Origin of the sequence: Mangrovibacterium sp., assembly GCF_041596335.1 — a bacterium.
Lineage (GTDB): Bacteria > Bacteroidota > Bacteroidia > Bacteroidales > Prolixibacteraceae > Mangrovibacterium.
In genome coordinates this window covers 19,472-36,701 of the sequence record NZ_JBFHIT010000002.1, presented here as the reverse complement: position 1 = coordinate 36,701, position 17,230 = coordinate 19,472, and the positions used below count along the sequence as shown (strand labels likewise).

Here is a 17,230-nt window from a genome sequence, read left to right as displayed (position 1 = left end):
TGCTTCTTTCTATTTATTCTTCACATAACTCTCAACCGGTCTGAACTTACCTACATCTCCACCAAGTTCAATCATGGTTGGAAAAACTTCGTCCCACCACGAATCGTAAGCAGCCCCAAGTTTTAAGGCCAGCTCATATTCATCGAAATAAAGATCTTCGGTGCAGCCGGGATCGTTTTTAGTGTCGTACAAAGCCCAGCGGTCTTTGGCACTAACGCCCCAATGAAATTGTGCATTCCCATCGGTGTAGGTTTCCGACGTTGCACCGGCTTCTGTTTTTCGCAGGAAAGTACACTGGCTTAATTGTTTGAGGCAGGGGTCAGTGTCGCAATGCCGACTTCTGAGCAGCAAATAATGTCCTTGCCGCACCCCACACATGGCATATTTATGCGCCAAAGCCATTCCTGCAGGCCAGCGTGCCACATGTTGAAATACTAGTCGGTCGTTATGCCAATCCATTGGTTCCGCTGTTTCCAGCAATGGCACCAAGCTAAAACCGTCCAGTTTAGTTTGAATGTCTTTCGGAATATCAGCGCCTGTAATTTCACACAGGGTTGGTAAAACATCGAGATGTGCAGTAAGATTATCGACAGTATGTGGCAGCCATTTTTCAGGCCATCGCCAAAACGACATAGCACGCGAGCCACCGTGCCAGATCGTGCATTTACACCCCCGCATATCGGCATTGTAGACATCCAACCCCATGGTTACGCCATTGTCGTTCATGAAAATGATGATGGTGTTTTCTTCCATCTCCTTTTCTTCCAGGAAGTTTAAAAGTTTTCCGAGATTCTTATCAATATTGGCAATTTCGCCTAAATAAGTTGCCTGTGCTTCGGTTACTCCTTCAACCCGATAAGGAGCAATATCTTCTTCGGGCGCAACAAGTGGTGTGTGAGGTGCAAAAGTTGCCAGATAAAGGAAAAAAGGATCGCCCTGATTTTCTTCCATGTACTGCATGGCCACATCAAAATAAATGTCTTCGCGAAAGGCTTCGCGATGAACTCCATCCCGAAAAGTATGTTTGGTAAAATCCTGCCCATTACCCGGGACTTGAGGAACAAAATCAAAGCCTCTGTCCTCTGGTGAGTAACCTTTGTCTCCTCCATTGTGCCATTTCCCAATAAAGCCTGTTTTGTATCCAACCGGTTTTAACAATTGAGGAATTATTGTAGCATCAATATTCAGGTGCTCCCTTGGATTTATTGTATGGGTCACCCCATTTCTAAACTCATGCATACCGGTTAAAAGCGAGGCCCGGGTTGGCGAGCACGATGGACTGACATAAAAATTATCGAAGCGGACACTCTCGTCGTACAATCGGTCCATGTTTGGTGTTTTCAACAATGGATGCCCATGTCGTCCGCAATCGCCATACCCCTGATCATCGGTTAGAATTAAAATGATATTGGGTTGATTACTTTTTGTTTCAGCATTTGAAAATCCAACGACCAATGTGAGAACAAGAATAATTGAAAGTTCTCTTACGATTAGTCTGTTCTTCTGAGCTTTGTTATTTTCCATCGTATGGCTATTTTTTAAGTTTCAATTTCAAACTCAAATCCTGCTCCTTTTTCATTACTAGCGAGCGATAATTTTCACCGAACTCAGAATCCTTTACACTTTGTGGATTACTGCATTCCAATATTTCCGGTTCACCAGCAAATTTCAAATCAAAATCGGTATCTCTTTCAGCTCGCAGTGTAAGTTCAATTTCATTTTTATCCAGATCCCATTTTGCCGACAATTTCACACCTGTTCGGGTAAGCAAGTCGTTGAATTCTCCACTTTTCCATTCGTCAGGAAGCGCAGGCAAAACCCGGATCATATTTGAAGTTGAGCCACACAACATTTCGATAACAGCAGCACTAATTCCAAAATTTGCGTCCATTTGAAATGGAGCAGAATGTCCCCAGTAAAAAGGCATTGTAGCCCCCATGGCACGCCAGTCGTTGTGGTAGGTAAAAAAGTTCTGTCCCAGGCAACATCGCGAAAGAATATTTAAGGCTTCCTTGGCTTTTTCGCCATCGCCAAGGCGTGCGTACACATTTGCCATGTGCGCCAGCGACCACCCGGTTTGCGACTGCAATCCAATTACCAGTCGTTTATCAATAGCCACTTTAGTTGCTTCATACAGCTCAGGATTCGATTCTTCAGCAATTTCATTACCCGGAAATAATGGATAAATATGCGATTGGTGGCGGTGTTCGTAGTTATCGTTAAAATCGGGATGCAACCATTCTTTCAAAGCGCCATCTTCGTTAATTTCATATTCCGGCATATCTTTCACAAATTGTTTCCAGCGCTTTACTCCTGCTTTCTCAATATCAAGCAACTCGCAAGCTTCAATCAAATTGCTGAAAACTTCTTTTGAAATGGCCACAGCTATGGTTGAATTTATCTGAACTTTAATTCGTTTTTCCCTTCCGGTTTCAGGATCGATAATGGTTTTATCGGCAGGTTGGTTTTCGGGCGATTGCGATGGCAAAAACATATTCTTACCGTCTTCACCTTTTACAATAAAGTCCTCATAAAACAAGGCTACTTCTTTCATAAAAGGAATGGCTCGCTCTCTTAAAAATACCTCATCGCCTGTAAACAAATAATAATCGTAATAGAACGAGGCCAGCCAACCAGCTGCATCGGTCCAATTGATCACGTGTGGGGCTGTAATTCGCAAAATTCCTGATTCAGGCGACATAAACGGTGGAACATAAATTCCACGGCAGCCCCAAAGCTGTTTGGCATTGTAGCGGAAGTCGGCTATTTTCGAATCGAAATAATCAAAAAATGCCATCATTGACTCCTGCAGATTTCCGGGAAGTGCCTGCCAATAATTCATTTCCAGGTTTTCATTGATGCCGTACAACGAGCTCCAGGGCGGGCGGTAATCGCCATTCCAAATTCCCTGAAGATTTGCGGGATAACCTGCGGCACGACTACTTGAAATTAAAAGGTAACGACCATAGTTAAACAGTTTTTGCATTAACTCGGGCGAGGCAGGATTCTGGTAAGCATCCAACAACAAATATTCATTGGGTGTATCATTTTTCCCACCCGGATTTAAGGTGATACTTGCGGTATTAAATCGTTTGCTTTGCAATGGTTTATGCCGATTAAACAACGTGTTGTAATCACCGTCAAAAGAAGAGAGCTCCTTTTTCAACCTGGAAACAGCACGATCGCTTTCTTCGTTGGCATAAAAGCCCACGATCAACAAAACCTCGTCGGCCTCCTGATAAGTGATCGACCTACTACCTCCTTTAACCGTTTTGTTATGCGCTTCCGTTTGACCATTTTTCACAATTACCCGAACTACGCCACCAAACTCCCCTCCATCCGATCCATCGGCTTTAAAAATTACAAAGTTGTTGTCAACCACTGTTTCAAAAGTAAATCCAGGGTCGAAAAGAGCCCCGTTTTGCTCAATTGCATCTTTTAAATCATGAATATCGATTGTAAGCTCACCACTTACCGACTTTGGTTTATCAGCAGTTATCGACATTACCGAAATATTATCGGGAATGGAAACAAATAATCGCCTCGAAAAACGGGTGTCGTCATCGCGCCATTTCACATCAATTTCGCCGCTTTCAAAATCTACTGTTCTGGAATAATCTTCAAACAGAAATTTGCAATCGGTAGTCAAAACCAAATCGAATGCGGGATGGTAACGTGCATTTTGCCCTTTAAATCCCGTCTCCCGTAAGGTATTGGTATAATGATCATTTGCCGCCAGATAATTCCCTTCAAGCATTAATTTTCGCACTACGGGAAGCTCTGCTGACATATCGGGAATTTCATCCACACGACCACCATACCAAAGTTCATTATGATTAAACAACACCCGTTCCTGGTGAATATTTCCATAAACTAAAGCGCCAATGGTACCGTTTCCCGATGGCAAGGCTTCGCGCCACTGGGTAGCGGGAGTTATCATCGTTAAACCATGCTTATAACTTGGGGGATTTTCTTGTGCTGAAAGTTGGAAGATCAGACTTTGGAAGAAAAATAAGGCAAATAGAGTTGTTCTTCCCATTTCAAATTAGGTTTATTGGTTTTACCCAACAAATATTGATGAAAAACAACAGGGTTTAATTCTCTAATCTGTCAACTTTTTGCTTTAATCATACCTAAAAACGAAAAGAACAGAAAAAAGTGAAAACTTTACTTCAGCACCTTATTTTGCATTCCTCACTTCTCCAAACCAACGCGCAACTCGGCACATCTTTCGCGGTAACGTTCATGAATGGTTTGTTATTTTGAATTTCGCGCTAAATTATTTTATTCCCTTGGATCTTCCTTCAAATTAAAACCAGCTTATCAATAGTTAGAGTTTGAATAACCGCGTCGCCTTTCATACTTAGTGAATTGGAACACTGGTCGTCGGCAAAAACGAAAATTACGTTGGGCTGCTTGGTAAAACTTTGAGGAACCTCAACGGTATTTACAACAAACTGCAATACAATTATTAAAACACTAATAATCCACATAACAATATTTGAAATTATTTAAAGTCAGTCGGTTAACTTATCATAGGCTTTACGATTAAGATAAAACAGGGCCTTTTGCGGCTGATAACCCGGCACCCAATTTACTCCTCCATGTTCATAGGCGCCAATATCAGGAGCATCGCCTTCAAAATGATCGGTTAAACCTGGCATTGCTATACCGCCATCAATAAGAGTTGAATTATCGACCGGGCGAAAATCGAAGTTTTTAATATCCTTTAAGTCAGGACTATAATTTAACTGATTATGCACAACATTGCTTGCATTTACCAAAGGCGTTGATTTTTTATGCTCGGCACGAATTAAGCCTGTTACATTGTTAAATACTAGTGAATGAGCATTCTGCTCGTTAAATAAAGGTGAATCCATTCGCCATGCTTTGTAAGGTTCTGGTTCAGTATCCATTCGTATGGAATTGGCAAACTCAAATTCAGGCTGGGTATGAAAAGTGGTATTGTTGTAAACTTTATGGTATTCTCCTTTCATAACAATTGCATCGAGACCCACATCCCATACTACATTGTGGTGAACGGTCATGTTGCGGCACTGGTCGTCGGCACGGATTCCAAGCCCAATGTTTTGCCCATTTTCAATTTCGGGATGGCAGTTGTGCACCCAGTTGTACCGAACAGTACTTCCGGCAATGCTGGAACCACTGGTATAAATGGCGGCCACATCGTGGCTCATCATTCCGCAGTGGTGCACATAGTTGTATTCAACAATGTAACATTGGTGGCGAAAACCAATGCCTGCACTTCCCGCATTATAAACAGTATTTCCGCATACAACTGTCGGATTCCACTGGTTGTTGGGTGTATCGCCTGCCGACATTTTTATGGCCGGGTAACGCAGTGAGCCATTCCAGCAAACATCGTGGATTAGGTTATTTCTTAAAGTGTTGTAGCCGCCTTCCATGGCCAGTCCACTTAAAGGAGTATATCCCAGTGTTGTATTTTGAATCAGGTTATGCGAGCCGGTCATACCGGTAATTGGATCGCCGGTTCCTTCGTCACCCAATTCTCTTCGGTAGGTTGGAAAAAGCAAATGGCAATCGTCAACCACGCTGTGTACTGTATTTTTAAACTGAAAAGTACAGGCTAAAAAGTTAAAACCAATGAGATGAATTTCGTTTAAGTTTTCCACCACAAATCCATTTTCGCGAGCTTTTACCTCAACCGTATGTTTCTCCGGACTTTTGCCATCGGGAGTCCACAAATAAAGCATTTTATTTTCAGCATCGTAAAACCATTCGGTTGCGATGTCGAGCGCTTCCAGTTTTCCTGAAAGGTAATAATAATCGTTTTCCCAATGCCATGGAATACCGATTGTACCTGAAAGTTTTCCCATGTTGCCCACATACTCAAAGGTATCGCCACCTTTTACGTGTTTGCTTACTTTGCGTGTCCAGGTATGAAACTGGTGGGCTACATTCAAAGTTGCAATGGCACCTGTCCAATCAATATTGGTTTTGGCCAATTCCGGGTCAACCATACTTTCGTATGCACTTCCTTTATCCGATTTTGCCCACGAGTCGCGTTCCCAAATCTGCTCAAAAGTCATGTTGGGCCAGCGTGCTTCAATCATCATTTCGCCATCAACAAAAAGTTGCTCCACATTTTCTAAATCAACTCTCGCCTGGTAAATGGGACCTTTGAACTTTTTCCATTCCACATCAATTATTTCAGTGCCACTAATGGTTACTTTCTCGCCCGGATACACAGCATATCGAATTGGGTCACCTGTTCGTCCACCGTTTTTAGGCTGAATGGTTTCGCGATATGTTCCTTCGCGCACCAAAACCACATCGCCGGGTTGGGCAATTTCGGCGTACTTTTGAATGGTTAGAAAAGGTTGTTCTTTTGAGCCAGGATTTTGGTCGTTCCCATTTTTTGCAACGTAATAAATAATACCTGAAGGATCGAGTTTTAAATTCCGTCGTGGAATTGGAGTTCTTACGGAATAATCGACATGTTTGGCTTCGTTGGTTTGGGCAATTAACTGGCTTACCCCCAAAAGTGCCACCAGTAATAAGCTTAAGGTTTTTATTGGTTTCATATTTTGTAATTAAGCCCCCTCTAACTCCCCCGAAGGGGGAGAACTGGAGTGGTTTTCAATTTCTTGTATCTAATTTTTTACATATCTATTTCCTACTTCTCCCTTTGGGGAGGCTGGGAGGGGCTTTTATTCATTCACAAAGCCATCGACATTTACCAGCACAATCATTTCGCGGGCATCGGGTTTGCGGGAAGTCATTTTTACATTTTTAAACTGAATGTTTTTTGCATGCCTGATGTAGGCCCCCCAAGCCGGTAAAACTCCAAAGAAATACTGCTCGGGATAACGATTTATGTCTTCGGCAACAACTGCGTTAGCTTCTGCTTTTGTTCCTTCGCCGGGATATGAAATGCTAATGTTTTCGAGCGTTACATTTTCGATGTAATGCCCCGGGATTCCGGCTATCATTATGGGTCCGGCTTGCGCTTTTTCGCGCTCAGTCAATTCTTCGGTCTTGTAATCGGCATTTTTATAACTCGCTTTTTTATCTTGTTCCCGATCAGGAAAGTTTACCTCGGCAACAACATCGCTGATACGGATGTTTTTTACCGAGCCAACCGGTGCACCTTCCGGTTTCACACCATTAATATTATCTGTGCCGGTATAGGTGTTAGCAGTATAAATCCTACCTCGGTTTCCCAGGCGGATAAAAATAGGGGAACCTCCATTTACAACTTTAATACGACTGATGTCAATGTTTTCCATTGTGCCACCATCAACTATTTGGAGTTTTATAGCCCCCATTGGGCAATCGTAAAAATAGCAGTTCTCTACTTTAATATTGATGAAACCACCACTTGATGATGTGCCAAATTTTAAGGGCGCTGTGTGACTTGATACAATGCAGTTTCGCACAATAAAATCCTTGCACGGATTTAGCGAGCTCTTCAAACAAATAGCATCGTCACCTGAATTGATGTCGCAGTTTTCAACCAACACATCTTCGCAGCCATCTATGTCTAAACCATCATTGTTAGCACCGTTGTTTCTAAAGTCAATTTTCACCCCGTTTATATGAAGTTTTTTGCAATCAACAAGATGTATTCCCCAAAATGCCGGCCGACGGTAGGTTAATCCCGAAAAGGTTACATTTTTACAGTTTTCAATCCGTACCAGACGAGGACGGTTGTCTTTGCCTCCCGGACCTGCAAATCGGGGAAATGCCTCAGGTGTTCCGCGTCCATCAATCGTTCCCAAACCTTCCAAAGTAATATTAGAAGCATTACCCGCATAAATAAGGCATTCGCTGTTTCCTTCACGTGATGGAATCATGTTATCCGTTTTATAGTCGTCTATGTTCTGGCTTCCCAGCAAACTTGCGCCATAATCCAGGGAAAAGGTAACATTACTTTTAAGGTGAATAGGTGCAATAACATAATCTCCGGCCGGAACCCACACCTTTCCACCTCCGGCTTCGGTACAGGCATCAATGGCTGTCTGTATGGCTTTGGTATCATTAGTGATACTATCCCCTTTCGCCCCAAAATTCTTTATATTGAATACACTTGTGTTTTGTTGGCTGTTTGCAACTGTTGCAAAAACAAGCAGAAAAAGTGTTAATGTTAGGTTCTTCATGATTTATGCGTGTTTCTATTGATTCTTTTCTTCTAATACATTCAACCCAGATCCGGAGTTTTTATAAAAATACGGGAATGTTCCATCGCCATGCTGCATGTACTCTTGAGCTGCACCCCAGAATGAACCACCCCAATATCCTCTACTTTCGTTGGTAAAAGGTTGGTTGTTAATTTTTGCGATGGTAGCTTTCAGCATCAAACGTGTTTTAAACAAATCCATTAAACGAACATGCATAAACATCGTATCCCAAATACCATATTCAGCCCTATGAGCCTCTGCTATAATTCGTTCCATTAATCCCAGCGCTTCTTCCATCTGCAGAGCAAAGGCCCGGGCATCATTGTTTTTCTCAAAAGCTTCGTAAGCATCGCACACAATGGTCAGCATTTTACTGGAATACATATGAACTGCTACCTGATAGGTAAAATGGAATTGGTAGTAGTCCTGACGTTCCTGAGGAATTTCTTTTGCACAGGCTAATGTTTCGTCCCAAAGTTCGGGGAAAAATTCTGCGTTTCCGGCAAGAGGCTCGCGTGCCATGTCTAAACTAATGTATCGTCTTCCTGCCTCTAATTGCTCCTTCACATCATCGAGACTCTTACCCTCGTCCAAGGCAAGCGTAATATTTTGTAGCAGACTCTGAGTAAGAAACAGTAACAAATGCTCCGCTCGTGCACCACGCCAGCGACCTTGCACGGGCATTTTGTCGCGCATGTACGGAATATCGTAATATTTCAGGCGCAAGTCTGTTAGCGTTTGTGCCAGCTCGGGCGAAAATTCTTTGGCATACCAATCAAGGAGATATTCTTCCATTGCTTCTTCAGGTGCTTTGTTTAAAACCGATTCAGCATCCCACATGAAATCGCTTATCGCTTCAACCGACATAGCTGCCGGGCGAATTCCACTTACATTTATTATGGCATATTTTGTTGCTCCTCTGTCAACGTATCTTTTTAGTTCGCTGTAAATGCGTGCAGGAGGAACCGCTTCGGTGGTGCGGTTTTGTGTTAGCATCTGCATCATTACATGGTAATAAAGTCCATCGCCCGGGTCAAGGTCCGAGCCATCGCCTTTATCGCGCATAAAACCACGACCGTCGTCGACAAACATTTTACAAACGCCGGCAGGAACTTTTAGAATTCCTTTGTTGTAAAACTCACCCAGTTCATTCCAAAGAGCGGCTATTATCGTTGCATCGGGGTCCACTTCGCGAATGATTTCCACTTGTTTGTGCATGGCCTCTGAAATTACGTTGGCTCGCCCCTGATCATCGGTTGGCGCGGCCGGGTCGCTATTCCAAAATGCTCCATCGGATTCACCCCGAAAACCAATTGTCCAGGCCACCTTCTTGTCTGCCAAAACTTTCGCTGATTTACGCCAGGCATCTTCCAAAATATCTTTGTGTGTGATGTACGAAAATGGTACTCCTTGGGGCCAGTCCATCATGTTCAGACCAACGGGAAGGATATGGTGAAAGGTAATTACTACATCGCGGCGTTTGCAGAGTTCGTAAACCGTTGCATCGGAGTATGGAGCCGATTCCGGCGCAATCATATTACACTTACAACGCAACAACGTTTCGAGGATTTTGTCCATCCACTCCATTGAAATAACATTGCCTCCCAGCGGGTCGCGGTGCATTCCATCGTGCAGCTCCTCATCGTTTATAAACCATCCCCGATATTCGAACGTTGGTTTTTTAGAACGGATGTCAAAGTCTGCATTCAAAACAATTTCAGTTTGCTTTGTCGGTTTGTGGTCAGTGAAAATATACATGGGGTCAATTCCAAGCACCTCTTCACAAAAAGTATAAATGGCATAAATAGTTCCCCTTGTGTCTGAACCTACGGCTAGTACGGCTTTATTTCCCCCTGCTACTTTATCGACCGAAATATGATATTGTTCGTTCCCGCCGGGCACTTGACTCTCAAGCAACTCTTTGGTGTTTTGGGCTGATCCCAACACGACCACAGGTCCATCCCAACTGGAAGCGGGTTTGTTTTTGAATATCACAGGTGGATAACCAAAGACTTTGTACCAATCGCGCTCGGCATCGCGTATTGCTTTTTGAATGGGTATGTTTTCATAGTCTGCCTCGCTGATTACCCAGGGAGTATCACCGTCTATTTTAATCGTCTGCCCATTGACAACTGCACCAACAATAAGCAGTACCAATACAAAAAATAAATGTCTCATTTTATTCGATTGTTTTTATAGGTTATTTTTTTATCCATCTCAAGTTTCTGAACTCAGGTTTCTCACCTTTCCATTCGGTACCCAATTCCATATCCTGGTTCTGTCCATCGGCCTTTTCCCTGAAACTTTCGTTGGCACTAAATTTTAGTTCAGTAGCAAGAGACCAATCTGTTAAAGCCTCGCCGAGTGCATTTTTAAGACTCTTTGCAGGTACCGTGATTTTTTGCCATTCATTCCCTCCTTTTAGTTGAATTTCTGTTGCGTAAGAATTAGAGCTAACGACCAACGCGTTTGGGTTAACCGATCGAATACTAAATTCCAGCATGGCGTTTTCCGGAGCTTTCCATTTCCTGGAATATATTTTATGCGTTGCCAGCTCCCATTTTTCGGGTTTGTAGGCGAACCAGTCTTTTTGCCAGTTGGCTTCAAAACCCTCGATTAATAGCGATGGCTTTTCAGTTACAATAGTCCCAGCTGCCTGTAATTGCTCAGAAGTTGCAATTTCGATTGGAGTTGATAGATTGAAATTATCTACGGTATAAATCCTGTAATAGTAGCCTGCCCCGGTAACCGGAACATCTAACTTGTAACGCACATTAGCATAAGCCCATAGTGTGCTTTCCTTATCGATCAGGGGCAGTTCTGCCGTCCAAACTTTATCATTTCTTGTTGGTTTTGAATAGTGCCAGAAGCGACTTTTCCGGTGTTCCCTTTCCGGAACATCATCTACAAAGTCAGCCTGTTGCGTATAATAGATTTCCACCTCCAAAATTTCTTTTGATGAATCCGGAATAACTGAAAACGAAGGGATACCACTTTGAGTTTTTAGTGCCATTTCTGTCTTTGGTGTTTCCGGGTATGTGAATTCACCTTTCAAATACTGGTCGAACCAAAGCAGGCCGGTTACCTCAAAATTTCCATGATCCTGATGACTTTGGTGCGGAGAACTAACCACACGCCAATCGTTGGTTTTAATCAAGTCGATGGCTTTGGGAACATCTTGCAAATGCCCGTGAAAATCATTGGTTGGGCTCAAGAAAATGATAGGGCAATTTATCTTTTGCAAATAAACATTATCGGCGATGGTTTTTTGGTAAAGAGCATTTTCATTATCGTTATTGCTAATTCCTCCGCACGATGGAGCCGCAGCTTTCACTCTTGGATCAATAGCTGTCAACACAGTAAGTTTTCCTCCCATGGAATGCCCGTATACACCCAATTTATCGGGGTTAACTTGTGGCTGTTGCTCTAAAAAAGTTAAACCTCGCCGAGCTGCAACAGAAGCCAGAAACCAACTGTTATTTCGTGGTGACTCAATGGAGTCGAGTGTCCATGAGTTAGCTTCAACGGAAGCAAAATTATTCGCTGCATTTCGGCAAGGCGCATGGTAAGCGTCAAGTGCGCCCCAATCGGTTGTTAATTTATAATTGGCATTGGCTGTATCGTTTTCCCAAAACAATTTCACTTCATCGGGTGTAACCTTGTAATCGGGGGCGTTTATCCGCCCTGCCCACGAAATCGACAAGGTTGCATACCCCCTTTTCGCATTTGTAAGCACCGGCCTATAATCGGCGTATTGTCCTCCTCCATGAATTTGCAACAAGCCTGGAAGATTAACAGCTCCTTTGGGATATCCGTAAATGGCGGCAATTTTGGCTTTCTGCCCTTTAAATAGGCCAATCCGATAACGTAATACTTGCAATATCACTCCATCTTCTTCCCATTCAAAAAGGATTTCAGTATCGAGTGACTCTGCTCTTGGGTCGAAGTCAGCCCATAGTTCATCGACAGTTTGAGGCACTACCCCATTTGTTATAGGAGCAAAAGTCTCCTCGTTTTTTGCTTGGCATGAAATCCATGCTACGAATAATATAAACAGAACAAGTTGAGATAATTTTGTCATTCGGTTTAGTTGGAGAAGTTTATATCAATTTAATTTTCGCAGGGATAATTCAACATTCCCATGTCGTAAATAATCTTCCAGGAACCGTCGTTCTGCTTTTCCCAAATATGCAATGCCTTAAATTTTTCGGTGGTAAATACATCGTAGGCAATGTTGCATTCCACACGAATTTCGAGGTATTCGCGGTCTTTTTTCCAGTCATTTTTTTTAGGCGGAGTTGTATTGGGTTGTTTTTGTGCTGCGCGTTCTTCAAAATATCGCTTAATCTCTTTTCTGTCCCAAACATAAGGTTCGGTATGAAGCCGCTTGGCACTATCGGCAAAAAACGATTCTACGGTTAAAAAATCGCCGGCAGCCCAAGCATTTTCGTAGTCTTCAATGGTTTGTAAGAGTTGCTTTTCAGCGTTATCGTTTTCACACGATAGAAAAAACAAGAATCCGGAAAATACTAAGAATGAGAAAATGAATTTCATAAGTGGTCTAGTTTGTCTTCGTTGAAAAGCTACCCCAGAGCTCTATATACGACCTTATTCGTTTTGCCCTGAAGTAAGAATTACTTTCTATAAATTATAACCACTACAAAAAACGCCAAAATATGGGCAAACAGCTTTCTCAATTCGGGCAATTATTTGCTGAAATAGTGTGCAAGAAAAAAACCAAGAGTCAGACACTTAACGCCTAACATTTTTTTTCCTACGAAATGTGCCGCTTTATAAATTCAGAAGGAGAAGCACCATGTAGCTTTTTAAACGATGTTGAGAAATATGAATTCGATTCGATGCCAATTTGATACATGACTTCGGCTACGTTAAGGCCTTCGTTACTTTTCAGGAGTTCGGCAGCCCTTTGTAACCGATAGTTACGCAAATACACATTTGGTATTTGACCGGTTAATTGTTTTAACCGACGATAAAACTGCGATGGACTCAATCCGATTTCATTGGCCAACTCTTCCACTCCAAAGCTTGAGTCGGAAAGGTTATTTTCGATGGCAGAAACCACCTGGTTCAAGAAATCCTTATCGCGGGTAGAAATCTGTATGGTTTTGTCAGGAATATCACTGTTTTTTGAAAAATATTCCTTTAAACGCTTCTTGTTCTCAATCAGTTGTTCAACCCGGATTGCGAGATGTCTTGGTGAAAACGGTTTGCCAATATAATCGTCGGCCCTAAATTCAAGACCTTTTATCTGGTTTTCCGTGTCATCCAATGCCGTCAGCAAAACTACCGGCATATGGCACAATTCAGGGTCTGATTTTATTGTTTCGCAAAGTACAAAGCCATTCATTTCGGGCATCATCACGTCGCTTACTATTAAATCGGGGTTGTATTGCCTTATTTTATTCAACCCATCCACCCCATTTTCGGCCAGAATTACGGAATACTTTTCGCTAAATAAATTCAATAAAAAATCACGAACATCAACTTCATCGTCCACAATAACGACCGTTGATTCCTTTGTTTCATCGTTCGATGCAGCAATTGTGAGTTCGGCGCCATTGCTTTGGGTCGGAATCCAGTCTTTGATAAATGATTGAGCGCCTAATGTCATTTTTGCATTCTTATCTTCAATTGCTTTCGATGGAATTAGGATCGTAAAACAAGTTCGGTTATCAGGCTCACTTTCAACAGTAATTGTCCCCCCCATTAAATCGATAAGCGACTTGCAAAACGCAAGACCAATTCCTGTACCTCCCACATTTTCATTTCGTCTTTCGAGCTGGTAGAAACGGTCAAATATTCGTTCTTGTTTATCTTTTGGAATACCTCTGCCGGTATCAATAACTTTAATGCTTATCATCTTTTGTCCGGCCGGCAATACGACATCGGTTTCGATGCTGATGTTGCCATGTGCCGGGGTATGCCTGAATGAATTGGAAAGCAGGTTAAAAATAATCCGCTCGGTTTTTTCAACATCAATTACCACCTCTTCATTCGGAGAGTTTATTTTATAAAAGAAGTTGATATTTTTTTGAATCGCATAATCTTCGAAAGCCTCGGTTGTGGGGTAAATAAAATCACTTAGCGTAACGTTAGTTTGATTGAGCGTTAAATATCCCTGCTCAGCTTTCCGAAAGGTTACCAGCTGGTCGACAAGCCTTAAAAGCCGCTTGGCATTGTTTTGAATCAAGGTTAAATCGCGGACATTTTCCTTGTCGGTATTACGCTGTATAAGGTGTTCGAGCGGGCCCGAGATTAGTGTTAAAGGTGTTCTGAATTCGTGAGATATATCGGTGAAAAACCGAAGTTTTGCCTGGTTGATGCTATCAATGCGACGTTTGTCGATTTGCTCATAATTTAGTCGCTGTTTCAATTTTTCGTGATTTATAAAATAAACCACCACGCCAATAATAAGGGCAATAAACACAAAAATAAATGCCATAATAGCCCAGATCGTTTGATACCATGGAGGCAGAACAGTAATTTTCAGGTCACGGCTTTCAGTATTCCACAGACCATCGCCATTTGCACTTTTTATACGCAAGATATACTCACCGGCGGGCAGGTTGGTATAGGTAATGGTTGTTTTTCCGTCGCGGCTTTCCATCCAGTCGTTATTAAAACCTTCGAGCATGTAGGCTATTTTGTTCTTTCGGGGAGCTGCATTGTGCTGAGTCGCAATATGGAAGCTAACAATTTTAGCCTGATGCTTTATTGTAATTTCATTGGTCTCGAAAACCGATTTATTTAATATGATTTTGCCGTTTACTTCGTCACCGATTTTTATTGAACTATGGTTAATATCAACCCCCGAAATCAGCGAATTGGGCAACACATCGTTTAATTTTATGTTTTCGGGCTTAAATATGGTCAGTCCGTTTAAGCCACCAAAATAGAAGTATCCTGATTTGCCCTTGTGGTAAGCGCCCTGCCTGAAGTTGTTATTAATCAGACCATCTCGTACGTCAAACAAGTCGATTTTATTTTCAACGATATTCATCCGGCACAAGCCCATGTCTGTACTCAACCAAAGATGTTGGTCATCTTCCTGCAAAATTCCATACACCGCATCGTCGGGTAAAATTCCATTTTTTCTGAAATGCTCAACATGCAGTGGTAAGCCCTCATTATCCAGGGTTATTTTGTTTAATCCTCCACCAAAGGTACCGACCCAAATTTGGCCTTTACGATCTTCATAAAGTGAAAAAATATTATTGTGGCTCAGCTTAATATCAGAACCTTCATCAGATGAATACCCTTTATTGGCAGTGATTTTATCATCGTTAATGTCGCATAAAAATAAACCGTTGTTAGAACCAAACCACAGCCTGTTGAATCGGTCTTTTACAAAAGCCTGAATCAGTCCCAGCTCTCCAAAAACATCGCTGATGTTAAATATCGGATTGTTCGACTTCTGAAATTGATCCCAAGGGTTTTTAACGAGCAACACGCTGTTCCCACCCAACAAAACGGTGTTTGAGTTAATTTGATTAATAACCCGACAGGAAGTCAACGAAAAATTCACTCCATCCTCTTCAAATTCAACCTTTTTACATTGTTTTGTACCCGGATTAAAAACGTAAACCGACTTGTTCCCGCCAAACCAAATAAATCCTTTACGGTCTTCGTAAATTACACTAACAACGTTATTTCGTTCTTTATTGCACTGGCCTTCAGCACACTCGAAATTTAGTTGTCCGATATTATTCACGTCTACCGGTGCAATACTTCTACAAATCGGTTCTTTGTAATTTGCAACCCATAGATATCCTTTGCTATCTTCTAAAATGCTGTTGATTAGGTTACCCGAGATTGAAGCGGCATGGTATGGGTTATTGAAGTAACTTATAAACTGCTTTTGTCTGACATCCAGTTTATTTATGCCTCCTTGCGCTGTACCTATCCATAAAACGCCAAAACGGTCCTGAAAAAAACAGTTGATGCGCGGGTTACTAATTCCGGTTTCATCCTTCGGATTGTAACCATAGTTCTCGAAACTATCTGTTTGGTAGTTATATTTGAAAATCCCCTCGTCGATAGAACCGATCCAAACATTCCCTTCTTGGTCTTCGAAAATAGAAAGTACGTCCAAATCCGATATAACTCGATTATCCCAGGTGGTCAGCTCAAATTTCTCCATAATTCGAAGCCGTTCTCCGTCTATAATGATTTTATACAGACCGCTATTTGTTCCAATCCAAAATAGATTGTCGGCTTTATGAATCGCCTTTATTTCCAAATTAGCAAGTTCCGAATAATTGTGAACGGAGGTTAAGCTAACATTTCCGGTTGAAGCATCTGTTTCAAATTTAACGGTAAACAATCCACGTTCGTTAAAGGAAAGAATTCGATTTCGATCAATGAAACAGATTTCAGAATTTGGTAAAATACTCGGTTCAGCTTTGAATAAGTTATCAGAAACGTCAAAAGAAATCGTGTTGTCGACATTATTCAGACGACAAGTAAAAAGCGCATTTGTTCCCGAAATCCAGACGAGGCCATCGGAATCGGCAGTTATTTGGTTAACCACCAGATTGGGATAAGCCGGCACCCTAATGATTCGCTCTATACGCGGAATATAGACATTAATTCCAGCCCAGGTTCCAATCCATAGATTTCCATCCGAATCAGTGAAGAGGCTCTGCACATAATTGTTGGAAATACTATTTTCATTTAGCGGATCGTGATTGAAATTAATAAAATCATACCCGTCATATTGAATCAAACCGTTAGGTGTGCCAAACCATAAAAATCCATATTTATCGTCTACAATAGCGTTGATCGTATTCTGATTAAAACCGTCTTTGTTCGAAAAATGCTCGAACTTCAATGTTTCAGAAAACGAGATTTGCCATAACAAAACAAACACGGCCCAAAAGGCTAATCGAGTAATCGTATTCTTCAAAATTAGTGGTTTGATTATAATGTTGAAGGTACTTAAAATCTGTTTATCACTTTTCTCTAAACGGTCGTTTTCATGCTCGATTCGTGCATAGTATTGAAAATGAGGATCGATAAATGGCTCTAATTACGAAATTACATGGAAT

Annotated in this window: 9 protein-coding genes; all 9 read right to left on the bottom strand. The window is 41.9% G+C overall.

The genetic code is table 11. The annotated features are described in order from the left end of the window. Positions 1-9 precede the first annotated feature (9 nt). Positions 10-1,524, bottom strand: coding sequence for a sulfatase-like hydrolase/transferase (locus tag ABZD21_RS01240; RefSeq protein ID WP_372772256.1), 1,515 nt, complete (start codon positions 1,522-1,524; stop codon positions 10-12). Positions 1,525-1,531: 7 nt separating this feature from the next. Then, the gene (locus tag ABZD21_RS01235) at positions 1,532-4,039 is read right to left on the bottom strand and encodes a glycoside hydrolase N-terminal domain-containing protein (protein WP_372772254.1); all 2,508 of its coding nucleotides are present in this window, start codon (positions 4,037-4,039) and stop codon (positions 1,532-1,534) included. A gap of 265 nt (positions 4,040-4,304) precedes the next feature. After that, a complete protein-coding gene (locus ABZD21_RS01230; RefSeq protein ID WP_372772253.1) occupies positions 4,305-4,493 on the bottom strand; it encodes a hypothetical protein in 189 nt (62 codons plus the stop codon). Positions 4,494-4,517: 24 nt separating this feature from the next. After that, entirely contained in the window at positions 4,518-6,566 is a 2,049-nt protein-coding gene (locus ABZD21_RS01225; RefSeq protein WP_372772251.1) for a right-handed parallel beta-helix repeat-containing protein, read from the bottom strand. A 126-nt stretch (positions 6,567-6,692) separates the two neighbouring features. Continuing rightward, positions 6,693-8,141, bottom strand: a complete 1,449-nt coding sequence (locus tag ABZD21_RS01220) for a glycoside hydrolase family 28 protein (protein WP_372772250.1) — start codon at positions 8,139-8,141, stop codon at positions 6,693-6,695. A gap of 15 nt (positions 8,142-8,156) precedes the next feature. After that, a complete protein-coding gene (locus tag ABZD21_RS01215) occupies positions 8,157-10,340 on the bottom strand; it encodes a glycosyl hydrolase 115 family protein (RefSeq protein WP_372772249.1) in 2,184 nt (727 codons plus the stop codon). 22 nt (positions 10,341-10,362) lie between these two features. Further along, a complete protein-coding gene (locus tag ABZD21_RS01210) occupies positions 10,363-12,243 on the bottom strand; it encodes a dienelactone hydrolase family protein (RefSeq protein ID WP_372772247.1) in 1,881 nt (626 codons plus the stop codon). Positions 12,244-12,272: 29 nt separating this feature from the next. Continuing rightward, the gene (locus tag ABZD21_RS01205) at positions 12,273-12,716 is read right to left on the bottom strand and encodes a hypothetical protein (RefSeq protein WP_372772245.1); all 444 of its coding nucleotides are present in this window, start codon (positions 12,714-12,716) and stop codon (positions 12,273-12,275) included. A gap of 220 nt (positions 12,717-12,936) precedes the next feature. Then, complete coding sequence (locus ABZD21_RS01200; protein WP_372772243.1) at positions 12,937-17,088, bottom strand: two-component regulator propeller domain-containing protein; 4,152 nt, start codon at positions 17,086-17,088, stop codon at positions 12,937-12,939. Between the last annotated feature and the right edge of the window lie 142 nt (positions 17,089-17,230).

Coding starts and splice junctions, on each gene's coding strand:
- ABZD21_RS01240 (WP_372772256.1), bottom strand. CDS start 1,524: ATGGAAAATAACAAAGCTCAGAAGAACAGACTAATCGTAAGAGAACTT.
- ABZD21_RS01235 (WP_372772254.1), bottom strand. CDS start 4,039: ATGGGAAGAACAACTCTATTTGCCTTATTTTTCTTCCAAAGTCTGATC.
- ABZD21_RS01230 (WP_372772253.1), bottom strand. CDS start 4,493: ATGTGGATTATTAGTGTTTTAATAATTGTATTGCAGTTTGTTGTAAAT.
- ABZD21_RS01225 (WP_372772251.1), bottom strand. CDS start 6,566: ATGAAACCAATAAAAACCTTAAGCTTATTACTGGTGGCACTTTTGGGG.
- ABZD21_RS01220 (WP_372772250.1), bottom strand. CDS start 8,141: ATGAAGAACCTAACATTAACACTTTTTCTGCTTGTTTTTGCAACAGTT.
- ABZD21_RS01215 (WP_372772249.1), bottom strand. CDS start 10,340: ATGAGACATTTATTTTTTGTATTGGTACTGCTTATTGTTGGTGCAGTT.
- ABZD21_RS01210 (WP_372772247.1), bottom strand. CDS start 12,243: ATGACAAAATTATCTCAACTTGTTCTGTTTATATTATTCGTAGCATGG.
- ABZD21_RS01205 (WP_372772245.1), bottom strand. CDS start 12,716: ATGAAATTCATTTTCTCATTCTTAGTATTTTCCGGATTCTTGTTTTTT.